Origin of the sequence: Flavobacterium sp. WC2409 (assembly GCF_041200085.1) — a bacterium.
Lineage (GTDB): Bacteria > Bacteroidota > Bacteroidia > Flavobacteriales > Flavobacteriaceae > Flavobacterium.
In genome coordinates this window covers 1296918-1311358 of sequence record NZ_CP165625.1, presented here as the reverse complement: position 1 = coordinate 1311358, position 14441 = coordinate 1296918, and the positions used below count along the sequence as shown (strand labels likewise).

Annotated in this window: 12 protein-coding genes; 5 read left to right on the top strand and 7 right to left on the bottom strand. The window is 31.5% G+C overall.

Annotated elements, in window-relative coordinates:
• The first annotated feature begins 39 nt into the window (after nt 1-39).
• The 3 genes from AB3G34_RS05660 to AB3G34_RS05650 all read left to right on the top strand — a co-directional run bounded on the left by AB3G34_RS05660 (nt 40) and on the right by AB3G34_RS05650 (nt 3078).
• Nucleotides 40-2208, top strand: coding sequence for a DNA mismatch repair protein MutS (locus AB3G34_RS05660; RefSeq protein ID WP_369753736.1), 2169 nt, complete (start codon nt 40-42; stop codon nt 2206-2208).
• 253 nt (nt 2209-2461) lie between these two features.
• Nucleotides 2462-2875: a thiol-disulfide oxidoreductase DCC family protein gene (locus tag AB3G34_RS05655; RefSeq protein ID WP_369753735.1), complete on the top strand. Its 414-nt coding sequence runs from the start codon at nt 2462-2464 to the stop codon at nt 2873-2875.
• Nucleotides 2876-2949: 74 nt separating this feature from the next.
• Nucleotides 2950-3078, top strand: a complete 129-nt coding sequence (locus tag AB3G34_RS05650) for a hypothetical protein (protein ID WP_367752891.1) — start codon at nt 2950-2952, stop codon at nt 3076-3078.
• 52 nt (nt 3079-3130) lie between these two features.
• Here AB3G34_RS05650 and ettA read toward each other — a convergent pair whose 3' ends face one another.
• From ettA to holA, 7 genes are all read right to left on the bottom strand, one after another.
• Entirely contained in the window at nt 3131-4825 is a 1695-nt protein-coding gene (gene ettA, locus AB3G34_RS05645; protein WP_367769681.1) for an energy-dependent translational throttle protein EttA, read from the bottom strand.
• A 196-nt stretch (nt 4826-5021) separates the two neighbouring features.
• The gene (locus AB3G34_RS05640) at nt 5022-6125 is read right to left on the bottom strand and encodes a response regulator (RefSeq protein ID WP_369753734.1); all 1104 of its coding nucleotides are present in this window, start codon (nt 6123-6125) and stop codon (nt 5022-5024) included.
• A complete protein-coding gene (locus tag AB3G34_RS05635; RefSeq protein WP_369753733.1) occupies nt 6115-6672 on the bottom strand; it encodes a chemotaxis protein CheB in 558 nt (185 codons plus the stop codon). The genes AB3G34_RS05640 and AB3G34_RS05635 overlap by 11 nt, the downstream gene beginning before the upstream one ends.
• A gap of 1 nt (nt 6673) precedes the next feature.
• Nucleotides 6674-7486: a protein-glutamate O-methyltransferase CheR gene (locus tag AB3G34_RS05630; protein WP_369753732.1), complete on the bottom strand. Its 813-nt coding sequence runs from the start codon at nt 7484-7486 to the stop codon at nt 6674-6676.
• Nucleotides 7487-11542 carry a response regulator gene (locus tag AB3G34_RS05625; protein ID WP_369753731.1) on the bottom strand — a complete coding sequence of 1352 codons (4056 nt, stop codon included), beginning with the start codon at nt 11540-11542 and terminating at the stop codon, nt 7487-7489.
• Between the two features lie 93 nt (nt 11543-11635).
• Nucleotides 11636-11818 carry a CAL67264 family membrane protein gene (locus AB3G34_RS05620; RefSeq protein WP_367752879.1) on the bottom strand — a complete coding sequence of 61 codons (183 nt, stop codon included), beginning with the start codon at nt 11816-11818 and terminating at the stop codon, nt 11636-11638.
• A gap of 43 nt (nt 11819-11861) precedes the next feature.
• Entirely contained in the window at nt 11862-12866 is a 1005-nt protein-coding gene (gene holA / locus AB3G34_RS05615; protein WP_369753730.1) for a DNA polymerase III subunit delta, read from the bottom strand.
• Between the two features lie 94 nt (nt 12867-12960).
• Between holA and AB3G34_RS05610 the strand changes: the two genes are divergently transcribed.
• Both AB3G34_RS05610 and AB3G34_RS05605 read left to right on the top strand, forming a co-directional pair.
• A complete protein-coding gene (locus AB3G34_RS05610) occupies nt 12961-13410 on the top strand; it encodes a type I restriction enzyme HsdR N-terminal domain-containing protein (RefSeq protein ID WP_369753729.1) in 450 nt (149 codons plus the stop codon).
• A gap of 13 nt (nt 13411-13423) precedes the next feature.
• Complete coding sequence (locus tag AB3G34_RS05605; RefSeq protein ID WP_369753728.1) at nt 13424-14410, top strand: glycosyltransferase family 2 protein; 987 nt, start codon at nt 13424-13426, stop codon at nt 14408-14410.
• Nucleotides 14411-14441 lie beyond the last annotated feature (31 nt).

Genomic DNA, 14441 nt, shown 5'->3' with positions numbered 1-14441 from the left:
TACTTTGTAACTTTGTGACTTTGCAACTTATCTCAAAAAATGATATCCATTACCGAAAAAACATTACAAGATTTACAATTTCCAACTGTTCTAGAAACGATTTCAACGATCTGCAATACTGACATTGGAAAACAAAAAGCTTTAGAAATAACTCCCTTTAAAGATAAAGAAACTTTGATGCAGGCTTTAATGCAAACTTCAGAGTATGTTTCGTCTTTTCAAAATAATAATGCAATTCCCAATCATGGTTTTGATGCCATCACACACGAAATTAAATTTCTAGCCATTGAGGATAGTTTTCTAGAAGTAGGAAGTTTTAGAAAGATAGCAACGCTTTCTTCTACAGTGAATTTTTTATTGAATTTTTTTAAAAAGTTTGATGATTATTACCCGCATTTAAACACCAGAGCCAATCAAGTAGAATTGACTAAAGATATTATCACTCAAATTGATCAAATCGTTGATAAATATGGAGAGATAAAAGACAATGCTTCCCCCGTATTACTAGATGTTCGTAGAAGTATGAATTCCGTACGCGGAAAAGTAAATCAAAGTTTTGGATCAGCATTAACGCAATACAATAGTTTAGGCTACCTAGACGACATCAAAGAGAGTTTTGTACAAAACCGCCGCGTTTTGGCTGTTTTAGCCATGTACCGCCGTAAAGTAAAAGGATCAATACTTGGAAGTTCTAAAACAGGAAGCATTGCTTATATTGAGCCCGAGGCTACCTTACAATATTCACGGGAACTAAGTAATCTGGAATATGAAGAAAAGGAAGAAATCACTCGGATTCTAAAACAATTATCAAATGATATTCGTCCGTATTTGCCCTTATTGAAACAATACCAAGATTTCCTTAGTGATATCGATGTGATTGCTGCCAAAGCAAAATACGCCGATAGAATCAACGGAATCATGCCTCAAATCACGGACAATCGCCGACTCTTTTTTAGAGATGCGTATCATCCTATTTTGTATTTGAATAACAAACAGAAAAGGGAAATAACGCATCCGCAAACTATCGAGCTGCAACAGGAAAATAGAATTATTGTCATTTCTGGACCTAATGCAGGTGGGAAAACCATCTCTTTAAAAACGGTTGGTTTATTACAATTAATGCTACAATCAGGGATGTTGATTCCGGTTCACGAGCGTTCAGAAACCTTTTTATTCGATAGAATACTTACAGATATTGGTGACAATCAATCTATTGAAAATCATCTTAGTACCTACAGTTACCGACTAAAGAACATGAACTACTTTCTCAAGAAGTGCAATCGCAAAACGATGTTCTTGATTGACGAATTTGGTACCGGTTCTGATCCTGAATTAGGAGGTGCATTGGCTGAAATTTTCTTGGAAGAGTTTTACCATAGAGAAGCCTTTGGAATTATTACAACGCATTATTCCAACTTGAAAATCCTTGCCAACGAGTTGCCTTATGCTACTAATGCCAACATGATGTTTGACGAAAAGTCATTGGAACCCATGTATAAATTGGCTTTAGGTCAAGCAGGAAGTTCGTTCACTTTTGAAGTCGCTTTGAAAAACGGAATTCCGTTTAGTTTAATCAATAGAGCCAAAAAGAAAATTGAAGTGGGCAAAGTACGTTTTGACAAAACGATTGCTACTCTTCAAAAAGAACGTTCTAAGATGGAAAAAACGTCTCAAACGCTAAAGGAAGAAGAGACTAAAGCGCGTGAAGAAGGCAAGAAAATGGAGACGATCAATGTCAAAATAAAACAAAAATTAGAGAGCTATCAAGAATTGTATGACAGCAATCAAAAGACCATTTACATTGGCCAGAAAATAGAAGATATTGCCGAGAAGTATTTCAATAACAAAAACAAAAAAGACCTGATAGGGGAATTTTTGAAAATTATAGAAATAGAAAATTCGAAGCGCAAGAAAGCAACGCCAAAAGAAGCCAAAGCTATTGTAGCCAAGAAAAAAGAAGTCATTGAGGAGGTTACAGTTCATGTAGAGGAAATTCGCAAAGAAAAAAAGGAAAAGAAACTAAAACCCATAATAGAAAAACCCAAAGCTATTATACGCTTAGGCGACCGAGTGCGCATGCTCGACGGTAAAGCAGTTGGAACAATTGACAGTATTGAGAAAAATAAAGCAACGGTGAATTACGGTATGTTTACTTCCAAAGTAAGTATGGACGAACTAGAACTAGTTGAAGCAATGAAGAAGAAGTAATCGATAAATAGGGTCATTGCGAGGAACGAAGCAATCACACTAAAATACGTCGACAAACAGAAAATACAAACAGAGTCTTTGTGAGGAACGAAGCAATCACACTAAAATACGTCGACGTACAAATTAAAACTTATTGGAACGGAAATACTTGATGAGATTGCTTCGTTCCTCGCAATGACTCAAGTAATCGAGTCCCATTAAGATAAAAACTATAAATAAAATTACTCAACAAGACAAATTGTAAAAATAGCTTATGATTGAACTCCCACAAAATAGAAAAATTATCATCTTTGATGGGGCATGCAATCTGTGTAATACAGCGGTGCAGTTTATTATAAGGCATGACAAAAAAGACCGTTTCCGTTTTGTGGCTTTGCAATCGGAAATTGGACAAGAAATTATGAAACATATTGGTGTTGACATCCAAAAAACAGATAGTATTGTTCTTTACGAACCTGGAATCGCCTATTACATCAAAGGGGAAGCGGCTTTAGAAATAGCAAAACACCTAAGTGGTGGAATGGCAATACTATCCATTTTTAAGGTTCTTCCTACTTCTCTAACGAACAATATATACGATTACATTGCTAAAAATAGATACCAATGGTTTGGCAAAAAAGACAGCTGCATGATCCCTACCCCCGAATTGAAATCAAAATTTTTATAACTATTGTTGGTTTATGACTTTTATCATATTAAATTAATGCTACTATTTCTATTTTTGATTTAAAATAAAGTAACATGAAAAATATAGCACTTATTACTTGGGATAGTGGTTCCATTATTATCGTTTTTGTCTTTGGGTTTGTTTGCATTGCTTTGGTGGCCACAGTACTTTTACTAATGAAAAACGATAAGAAAAAGAAATAAAAAAAGGATATCTAAATTTAGATATCCTTTTTAATATAGATTATTAGACTAATTATCCTCTAATTAATTTTCTGTATTTCAAACGTTTTGGAGTTAAATCACCACCTAAACGTTTTTTCTTGTTCTCTTCGTATTCAGAGAAACCACCTTCAAAATAATACACATCAGAATCTCCTTCAAAAGCTAGAATGTGCGTACAAATTCTATCTAAGAACCACCTGTCGTGAGAAATTACTACTGCACAACCTGCAAAACTATCCAATCCTTCCTCTAATGCACGTAGTGTATTAATGTCCAAATCATTAGTAGGCTCATCCAATAACAATACATTTCCTTCTTCTTTCAAAGTCATAGCAAGGTGCAAACGGTTACGTTCACCTCCCGAAAGTGTAGACACTTTTTTGTTTTGATCGCTTCCACCAAAATTGAAACGGCTTAAATAAGCACGTGAATTCACTTGGCGTCCACCCATCATAATTAATTCTTGCCCATCGCAGAAGTTTTCCCAAATTGATTTATTAGGATCAATATTAGAGTGTGCTTGATCGACATAAGCAATCTTAACTGTGTCTCCAATAGCAAACTCTCCAGCATCTGGTTTCTCCTCACCCATTATCATTCTGAAAATAGTAGATTTACCAGCACCATTGGGCCCGATGATTCCAACAATTCCTGCTTGCGGCAAAGTAAAATTCAAATTATCATACAATAACTTATCTCCATATGCCTTAGCAACACCTTTGGCTTCAATTACATTGGTACCTAAGCGGGGACCATTCGGGATATAAATTTCTAATTTTTCATCTAATGCTTTTTGGTCTTCGTTCAATAACTTATCGTAGTTCTGTAAACGTGCTTTTTGTTTTGTTTGACGTCCTTTAGCTCCTTGACGAACCCAGTCCAACTCACGTTCTAAGTTTTTTCTACGCTTAGAAGCTACTTTTTCTTCTAATGCCATTCGGCTTGACTTTTGGTCTAACCAAGAAGAATAATTCCCTTTCCATGGAATACCTTCACCTCTATCCAACTCAAGAATCCAACCTGCAACATTATCTAAGAAGTATCTATCGTGCGTTACAGCGATTACTGTTCCTGCATATTGTGCTAAATGTTGTTCTAACCAAAGGACACTTTCGGCATCCAAGTGATTCGTAGGCTCATCTAAAAGCAATACATCAGGTTGTTGTAATAACAAACGACATAAAGCGACACGACGACGCTCTCCACCGGAAAGATTTTTGATTGGAGTATCACCATCTGGAGTACGCAAAGCATCCATGGCAATCTCTAATTTAGTATCAATTTCCCAAGCACCCAATGCGTCAATTTTATCTTGAAGCGCTGCTTGACGATCCATCAATTTGTCCATCTTGTCTGCATCTTCATAATTTTCTGGAAGACCAAATAAGTCGTTGATTTTATTGTATTCTTCAAGCACTTGCATCGTTTCAGCAACCCCTTCACGAACAATTTCGATTACGGTTTTACTGTCGTCCAAAATAGGCTCTTGTTCTAAATAACCTACTGTATATCCAGGAGCAAAAACTACATCTCCTTGGTAGTTTTTATCTACTCCTGCAATAATTTTTAATAAAGAAGATTTACCTGATCCGTTAAGACCTAAAATACCAATTTTGGCACCGTAGAAAAAACTTAAATAGATATTTTTAAGAACGGGTTTATCTGCTCCTGTATAAGTTTTACTCAATTTTGACATTGAGAAAATTACTTTTTTATCGTCTGACATAAATTATTATTTAATTGTTTTTAAAGTTATAATACAATTGGGATAATCTTTTAAAGACTATTCAATCACTATTACAACACACAAAATTAGTAAAATTTTAAAGTGCAAAGGTATTATATTTTTGTCAACAAAATCCCTTTAAACTAGAATGAATAATCGTATCGCTAAATATTGATTACACAACAATTAATATGAATTATGCATTCTTACTTGTAATCTCAATATTAGAAATCACAAACTCACATCCTACATCTGAATTATTTTTAACATCGATAGTAACATTATTTCTCTCCACTAGTTTCTTAACTAAGTTTAATCCAATTCCTGTACTACTTTCACCATTAGAACTATTACCTAAAGTTTGAAACATTTCGAAAATTTTATTATGATACTTGTCCGCTATTCCTGGACCATTATCTTTAATTGACAAAGTGGAATTCTCACTATCTAAACTAATGCTAATTTTTGAAATTTCTTTATTATTATATTTAATAGCATTCGAAACTATATTTGAAATAATTTGATGAAAAGCAATCGGTTGAAATAGAATATCATGATTTAAATTTACTTTCTCAATTTGAACATTTTCTGGTGGATTTATGAGTTTTAAAACTTCATCGAGTGCCAATGCAATATTGACTTCTTCTTTTCCTTCATTATTTTGCACATTTTTACTGTAATACAATAAATCTTCAATAAGTTTAGACATACTTTTTGACGAAGTTTTTACCATATCAAACAATTCAGCAACTTCACCATCAACATTAATGATATGGTCTTCCTCAATTAGATTAATTAATGCTTGAATATTCCCCAAAGGAGTTTTTAAATCATGAGCAATGATATGTGCAAATTGTTCTAACTCTTCATTCTTTTGAGCTAGTGTTTCATTTAACCTTTTTAGTTCTTGATCATAATCCCAAATTTTTAAAAATGATTCTACTTTTTTTCGAGTAATCTCTGTATTTAAAGGTTTAAATAAAAAATCTATAGCCCCTAAGTCATAGGCCTTAGTAATATATTTATGTTCATTGCTAATTGCTGTGACAAAAATAGTAGGAATAAACGCTGTATCTGGATGACTTTTTATAATTTCCACAAACTCATACCCATCCATATCAGGCATTTGAACATCAACAAGAATTAAAGAAACCTTTTTCTTAAGTAATATTTGTAAAGCTTCATTTCCAGACAAACAACATATAATTTCTCTTTCCGGAAGATCTAGAATACTCTTTAAAGCCATCAAATTTTCGGGCTTATCATCAATTAATAAAAGAGTATGTTTTTTATTTTGCATAACAATTCATTTGTTTAATAATATCGTTTAGTGTAGACACTTTATGTTTTTTATATAATTCAATTGCAGCTCGTGGCATCGAAGCATATTCGGCTTCGTTACTATCCTGGACGATCGTTTCTCCTCCATTTTCGGCAATTATTTTAAGCCCCATTGCTCCGTCTTCATTCGCACCAGACAAGAGTATTCCACAACAGTTTTCTTTTAGAACATAAGAAAAAGATTCAAAGCTAACATCTATAGATGGCCTGCTATAATTAATTTCTTCTGAAGCATCCAATGAGAAACTTAAGTTTTCATTTAATAACAAATGATAATCGGATGGTGCCGTATAAATATATCCAGCTTTTATAAATTCTTTATCCTCTCCCTCTTTTACTATATAATGTGATTCTAATTGTAAGTAATCTTCTAAAATAGTTTTTGTGTTTTTCAGTCTATGTAAAATAATGACGATAGGTATATTCATCTCCTTATCCAATCCTTTTAGAATGGATAATATAAGATTAAAAGAACCTGCTGATCCCCCAATAATTATCGTTTTCATATCATTTTATTTTTTGATAAATTTTTTCCTTGCCATCAATAATTCTAAATTTATCTTGAATCGTGCTGAATCGTAGTGTTTCTTTATTTCCAAGTGCCAAAAACCCATGAACAGGTAAACTATCATAAAACAGTTTTAAAACTTTATTTTGTAATTCGTCATTGAAATAAATTAAAACATTACGGCATAAAATAAGCTGACATTCTTTGAAAACACCATCGGTCACTAAATTGTGTCGAGAAAACAAAATGTCTTTTTTTAGTTCGGTATTTATTATCGATTTCTGTCCATCAGAAACAAAATATTGATTCAAAGATTCTTTACCTCCACATGAAAAATAATTCTTTGAGTATTCTTTGAAATCCTTATTAGAATAAATTCCTTTTTTTGATTTGTCTAAAGCATTTGTACTGATATCAGTGGCGTATAATCTTGATTTACACAGTAAATTCATTTCTTTCAACAGAATAGCCAAAGAGTACGTTTCTTCACCAAAAGAACAACCTGCACTCCATATATTGATTTTAGGGTAACTCTCTAAATAAGGAAACACATTATTTATTAAGGATTTGAAAAAGTCTGGATCTCTAAAAAACTCACTTACATTCACAACAATTTCATTTATGAAAGTATTAAAATTTTCAGGATTGTTCACTAATTCATTCTTTAAATGAACGATTGTAACCAAGCCAGATAGTTCCATAAATCGATTGATACGTCTCAAAAGGGAAGCTCTAGAATACCCTTCAAAGTCGTAACCATATTGTTTTTTTATTAAAAAAACTATTTCATCTATGTCGCTAAATTCTATCATTTATTTATATACCCATATACTAATTAAAGAAATAAGCTGTTGTATATCAATTGGTTTCGATTGATAATCAGATGCTCCTGCATTTAATATCTCTTCACGATCTCCTTTCATTGCCTTTGCTGTTAGTGCAATAATAGGAAGGTTTTTCCATTTAGGATTTTCTCGTATTTTTTTAGTTGCTTCAAAACCATCCATCTCAGGCATCATAATATCCATTAGGACAATATCTATAGTTGCGTTGTTCTTTAAAACCTCAAGCGCTTCAATACCATTAAAAGCAGTTAAAATAGAAGCTCCCTTAGTAGTTAATGCACTCGAAAGGGCATAAATATTTCGAATATCATCATCAACAATCAAAATTGTTTTATCCTTAAGCACTTCACCTCCTAATAAATTTTGGACTGTTTTATTTACCTTTTTATTAGAAGTCTCCACAGTATCAAGAAATAACAGTAATTCATCTTTTAATCTCTCTGTAACATTGCTGGTTTTTATTACGACTCCATCTGCGCTATTTTGCAGTTCTAATTGCTCTTCATCTGTTAAAGATTGTCCTGTATTTACGATTATATTAATCTGATCATTTTTAGATATTTTTCTAAGCGCAGCTATATTTGCTATGTTCTTAGAATCAGGCAAACCGATATCCATAATCGCACAATCAATATCATCATTCATTAAAATGTGCTCTGCTTCTTTAAAAGTATGCGCCTGAACACAAATTACGTTTCTGTCGCAATTATGAATTAATTCTTTAATGGAATAATTAAGGCTCACGTCATCTTCTAAAATCAATACTTTTTTAAATACTTTATTTATTTGAATATCGATTGACTCAAAAGCACTTTTTAATTTATCCGTAGTTATAGGTTTAATTAAGAAATCAAAAGCTCCCATTTCTTTGGCTAATTTCTCTCTATTCATTCCGGACATCACATGAACAGGAATGTGTTGTAATTCTTTATCTTCTTTTAGCCATTTTAAAACAGTCCAGCCATCAATTCCAGGTAATTTCATATCTAGAATAATCGCTTTGGGCTTGTATTTTTTGGCATATTGATAACCTGTTTCTCCTTGATAGGCAACAATTGCTTTAAAACCATTGTCATGAGCTACTTGTAACAATACATCCGCAAATGAAGCGTCGTCCTCAATAATCAATATAGTCTTGTCATCTACCGAAACAAAATTTCGATCATCATTAAGATTTTCTGATAAATCTAAAACTGCTTCCAAAGGTCGAGAAGTTTCTACTCTTTTCGATTCTGTTTTAGGATCAGTAATAGGTACTGGTTCTATACGTTCCACTTTATTATCTTGAAAAGTAACTGGAATATGAACACTAAAAACACTTCCGTTGTTTAGCTCACTTTCAAATGCTACTTCCCCTCCTAGTAATAATGCTAATTCTTTAGATATAAACAATCCTAAACCTGTACCACCATATTTTCTACTAGTAGAACTATCCGCTTGTTGAAATGTTTGAAATAATTTCTTTTTGTTTTCTTCTGAAATTCCAATTCCATTATCTTCAATATAGATTGACAAAATTTCATCTTGTTTCAATTTAGCCAATATTTCAGAAGTAAAATCAGTCTTATTTGAACCTGATGAAAAGCGCAAAGAAACGGTCCCGCTGTCAGGTGTAAACTTTAATGCATTGGACAAAAAGTTTTTAAGAATTTGTTCTAGCTTTCCAATATCTGTATGCAATTTTCTGGGGCAATCTTCAGTAATGGTTGTTATAAATTCTATTTTTTTCTTTTCCATTTGAGCTCTAAACAAGCCATCCATATCCGAATAAACTCGTTCAACGATAGAGTCCTCAGAATAAATCTCGACTTTACCAGCTTCAATTTTAGAAATATCTAAAATATCAGTGATCAGGTTCAATAAATCTTTACCTGAAGAGTTGATTACTGAAAGGTTATCAATTTGTGGATCTGTTAAATTGCCTAAATTATTTTCTTTTAAAAGATCCGAAAGTATTAAAATACTATTCAAAGGAGTTCGTAATTCATGCGACATATTAGCCAAAAACTCCGACTTGTATTTACTTGCCTGTTCAATTTCATCCGCTTTAATACTTAATTCTTCTTGAGCAATAACCAATTCTTCATTTTTAATTAGAACTTCATGGTTTTTATTTTCAAGTTCACGCCCTTTCTCTTCAAGATACGCATTCGTTTGTTCTAATTCAGAAGCTTGATTTCTAAGTTCTTCCTCAGATTGCTGTAACAACATAGACTGTTTGTTCAACTCCTCATTACTTTGTCGAAGTTCTTCTTCTTGAACTTGTAAAATATTATTTTTAAGTTTAATTTCATTAACAGAAACTTTCAATTCTTCGTTACGAATATAAACTTCAATGGCACTTCCCATAGATTCTGAAACAGTGTTCAGAAAAGTTTCATGATCTTCACTAAAATTTGTAAGAGATCCTATTTCTATTACTCCAATCACTTCGTTTCTATAAGAAATAGGTGTGATTAAAACATTAAAAAATGGCGATTCCCCTAAAGAAGAGGCCAAATAAGAATAATTATTAGGCAAGTTATTCAAGCATCTCTGTTTGTTTATTTGAGCCACTTCGCCAACTAAACCTTCTCCAAACATAATAATTTCAGGAGTATTCTTGTTGTCTGCATATCCTCCTATTTTATTCAATTGTTTGTTATCCTCAGCTGAATTAATAATATAAAAATTAGCTTGACATCCTTTGGTCTGTTCCACAAGTGTAAGGCAAATATTCCTTCCAAACTCATTTAAATCTTTTGAATCTAAAATAGAATAATTTATTGCACTAATACTTTCTTTCATTTTATTAATCTCCGATGTTTCATCCTCCATCCGCTTCAATTCAAGAGACATTGCATTCATTGACTTATTAAGAGTGTCATTTGGGCTTCTTAAGTTAATTTTTGTCCCATATTCTCCAGAACTTATTTTAGAGGCCAAATGAAACTGTTCTTTCATCCCTTCCAATAACTGATTGAAAGAATTACTAATATCTACAAATTCTGAATTTCCAAAAAAAGCAGGGTTACGTATAATTTTACCTTGCGATATTTTCTTAATCGTATTAGACATAACATTTAGAGAACCAGATAATTGATTAACTAATTTATATAATAAAATAAAAGTGATTGTCAAAAACAGTAAAAGAATTGAAACTAAAATTAGTACACTTTTTAATGCGTCCGCTTTTTCTTTACTAGCAAATTTTACAATATAATTTAAATTTTGTTTTTCTAATTTCGCTATGTTTTTTACTATTAAAGTAGAATTAATCCACCATTCCCTAGGTGAAAGTTTTAATTTATTATCTATTACATTTTGTGCATTACCACTGAAAGTAGTATAGGAATTGGATTTTTGAAATTTTAAAAGATCTTTATTAATTGAATCCAATCTATAGTTTGATAATTTAAACTCAACACTTCGTACATATACTTTTGATTGAAAGTACAAATCTAATAAGGTGTCATCATTTTTTTTATCAATTAAACTCTGTATAACGACCCCTCTTTTTAATAAAGCTGCCCTTTTTAATAGCACATAATTAGTATAATTATTGGCCAAAGTAGTAATCTTAGGATATTTACAATACACCACTTCTCTATCAATTAAATTTATTAGATTTTCATTGATAATAGTATATTTCACAAAGGATGTTATAGCAGTTTCCTTTTTGTTTTCAATACTCTCATGAAGATTTATTATTGTTGTATATAATTTTTTAAAATCATTCGATATTAAAGTGTCTTTAAAATTATTTTTAAAAAACCACTCATTTGTTTTTTGCTTACTTTCTAAATATTTTTTTTTAATAGATGCATCAAAAAGGGAATAATTATGCAACCCCCTTTCGGTACCAATCAGCTCAATTCCTTCCGAAAGTGTAGCGATGTTTTTGATGTTATCTAAACTTTCATCTATGTTTTTATAGTGTTCTAAAGAGAAGTTTATATTTGAAACAGTAGTATAAATTAACCCTGAAAAAGGAATTAATAGAATTAATATTAACTGAGATTTAATTGATAATTTATTCCACATAGCTACTTCTAATTTTATTTTATAAATATATTATTATAAATAAAAAAACACTATTTACATAGTGTTTTTTTTGTCTTTATATAGTATCCCTAATTACAACCTCCCTTTTAATGAACTAAAAACCCAAGCGTTTGCTAAAAACCCAACTCCAACAGCGGCAAAACCCCAGCCCGAAACATCGCGGTATCTAAAGGCGCCAAGACCTATTAAAAGTAATCCCATTACTATCATAATTAAAGTTGCCCATCCTAGGATGGTATTCTTATTCATTCCCATAATTGTGGTATATTTAAAAAACAAATATCGTGAATTTTAGCGGCTAATTAAATATATTATAAAGCATTTCTTTTAATAAATCAGAATTTGACATCGCATTTGCACCAACTCCTTTACTTTTTACGTCAATATCTCGCAACGAGGCTACTATTTGACTTACTTTTCGCATCGGATAGTTCTTTATGGCTAAATCATACTCTTTTAAGAAAAAGGGATTAACACCCAAAACTGTAGCGACATTTTTGGGATTTCGATCCTTTAAACCATGGTATTTTAATAATTGAATAAAAAAACCAAAAACTAAACTTGTAGTTACAACCATTGGATTTTCCTTTGGGTTGTTTGCAAAATTTTCAGCAATTGTATACGCTTTTAATTGATTGCGTTCCCCTATTGCTTTTCGCAATTCAAAAACATTGAAATCTTTACTAAAACCAATGTTTTCCTCAATGTCTTTTGGCGTTATAGAACTGCCTTTTGGTAAAATAATCTGTAATTTCTCTAATTCATTATTGATTTTACTTAAATCAGTACCTAGAAACTCTACTAACATAGCTGAAGCTTTGGGTTCGATTCCATATTTTTTACCTGCTAAAACACGCTTAATCCAGTCACCAACTTGATTTTCATATAGTTTCTTGCTTTCATAAACAACTCCAGCTTTCGCCAATAATTTGGTGGCTTTTTTTCGTTTATCCAGTGTTTTATATTTATAACAAATGACCAAAACCGTGGAAGGCATTGGGTTTTCGGCATAACTTTCCAATTTATCAATTGTACGACTTAAATCTTGTGCTTCTTTGACGATTACAACTTGACGATCTGCCATCATAGGGTAACGCTTAGCAGTAGATACAATATCCTCTATAGATACATCTCTACCATATAAAACAGTTTGATTGAATCCTTTTTCTTCTTCCGTGAGGATATTCTTTTCTATATAATCGGAGAGTTTATCAATATAATAAGGTTCTTCACCCATTAAAAAATAGATAGGTTTAATATTACCTGCTTTTATATCATTTACAATTTTTAAAACCTCGTCCATGTTTTTTTTTGGTTTAAAGTTTAAGGTTTAAAGTTTGTCGTATCGTGTACAACTTTAAACCTTAAACTTTAAACTAAATAACTATTTTTGCTTCATGCAAAAACTAAATTTTCAACTTTATAACTTTCGGTTCAAAAATAGCGAAAATAAAGTCTCTATTTTTGATGAAATCAGGAAAAAATTTATCATTCTTACTCCCGAAGAATGGGTTCGTCAACATGTTGTGCAGTTTTTATTAGAAGAAAAAAAATATCCTAAATCATTAATTAATGTTGAAAAAGTTTTAAAAGTCAATGGCTTACGCAAAAGATATGATGTAGTTGTTTTCAATACTGATGGCTCGATTTTCATTTTAATCGAATGTAAAGCTCCCGAAATAAAAATAGCACAAATTACATTTGACCAAATAGCCCGATATAATATGACAATGAAAGCGGAATATTTGATGGTAACTAATGGATTGAATCATTACTTTTGTCAAATGGATTTTGAAAATGAAAAATATCAGTTTTTAGCTGAATTACCCATGTATAAAGTCCAATAATTAAATCATTTAGATGAAAATAGCTGTTGTCATACTCAATTGGAACGGAGTACAATTATTAGAACAATTTTTACCTTCTGTAGTGAAAAATTCACCCGAAGCAACCGTATACCTAGCAGATAATGCCTCAACGGATGATTCTATTTCATTTGTATTAGCCAATTTCCCTTCTGTAAAAATCATAAAAAATGATAGTAATTTGGGTTTTGCAGGCGGTTACAATGAAGCATTAAAGCATATTGATGCCGAAATTTATGCATTAGTAAACTCAGATATTGAAGTGACTGAAAATTGGTTACAACCCATCATAGAGACTTTCGAAAAAGAACTACAAACAGCCATAATTCAACCTAAAATTTTAGACTACAAGAATAAGGAGTATTTTGAATATGCAGGCGCTGCTGGCGGTTTTATTGATCAATATGGTTATCCATATTGTAGAGGACGCATTTTTGAAACGATTGAAAAAGACAATAGACAATATGATGATAATTGTGAAATATTCTGGGCTTCAGGTGCTTGTTTTTTTATTCGTAGTTCGGTTTACCATGAATTAAATGGATTTGACGCTGATTTTTTTGCACATCAAGAAGAAATTGACTTATGTTGGCGTGCGTTTAATAAAGGGTATAAAACAGTTTACAATTACAAATCAGTTGTTTATCACGTTGGTGGCGCCACCTTACAACAAGGAAATCCAAGAAAAACTTTTTTGAATTTCAGAAATTCATTGTTAATGTTAACAAAAAACTTACCCAAAGAAAAGTTATATTCTATACTATTTTATCGCATGCTATTAGATGGAATAGCAGGGATACAATTTATTTTTAAAGGAAAATTTTCACATTTTACCGCTATTTTAAAAGCTCATCTTTCTTTTTATAGTTTATTTTCAAATACTTACAGAAAAAGAGATGATTTTCAGCAAAAAAAATACTATACAACACAAAGTATCGTTTATACCTATTTCGTTAATAATGGCAAGGTATTTGAAGGTTAATTTTAACAATATTTTATACCTATTATCTAAT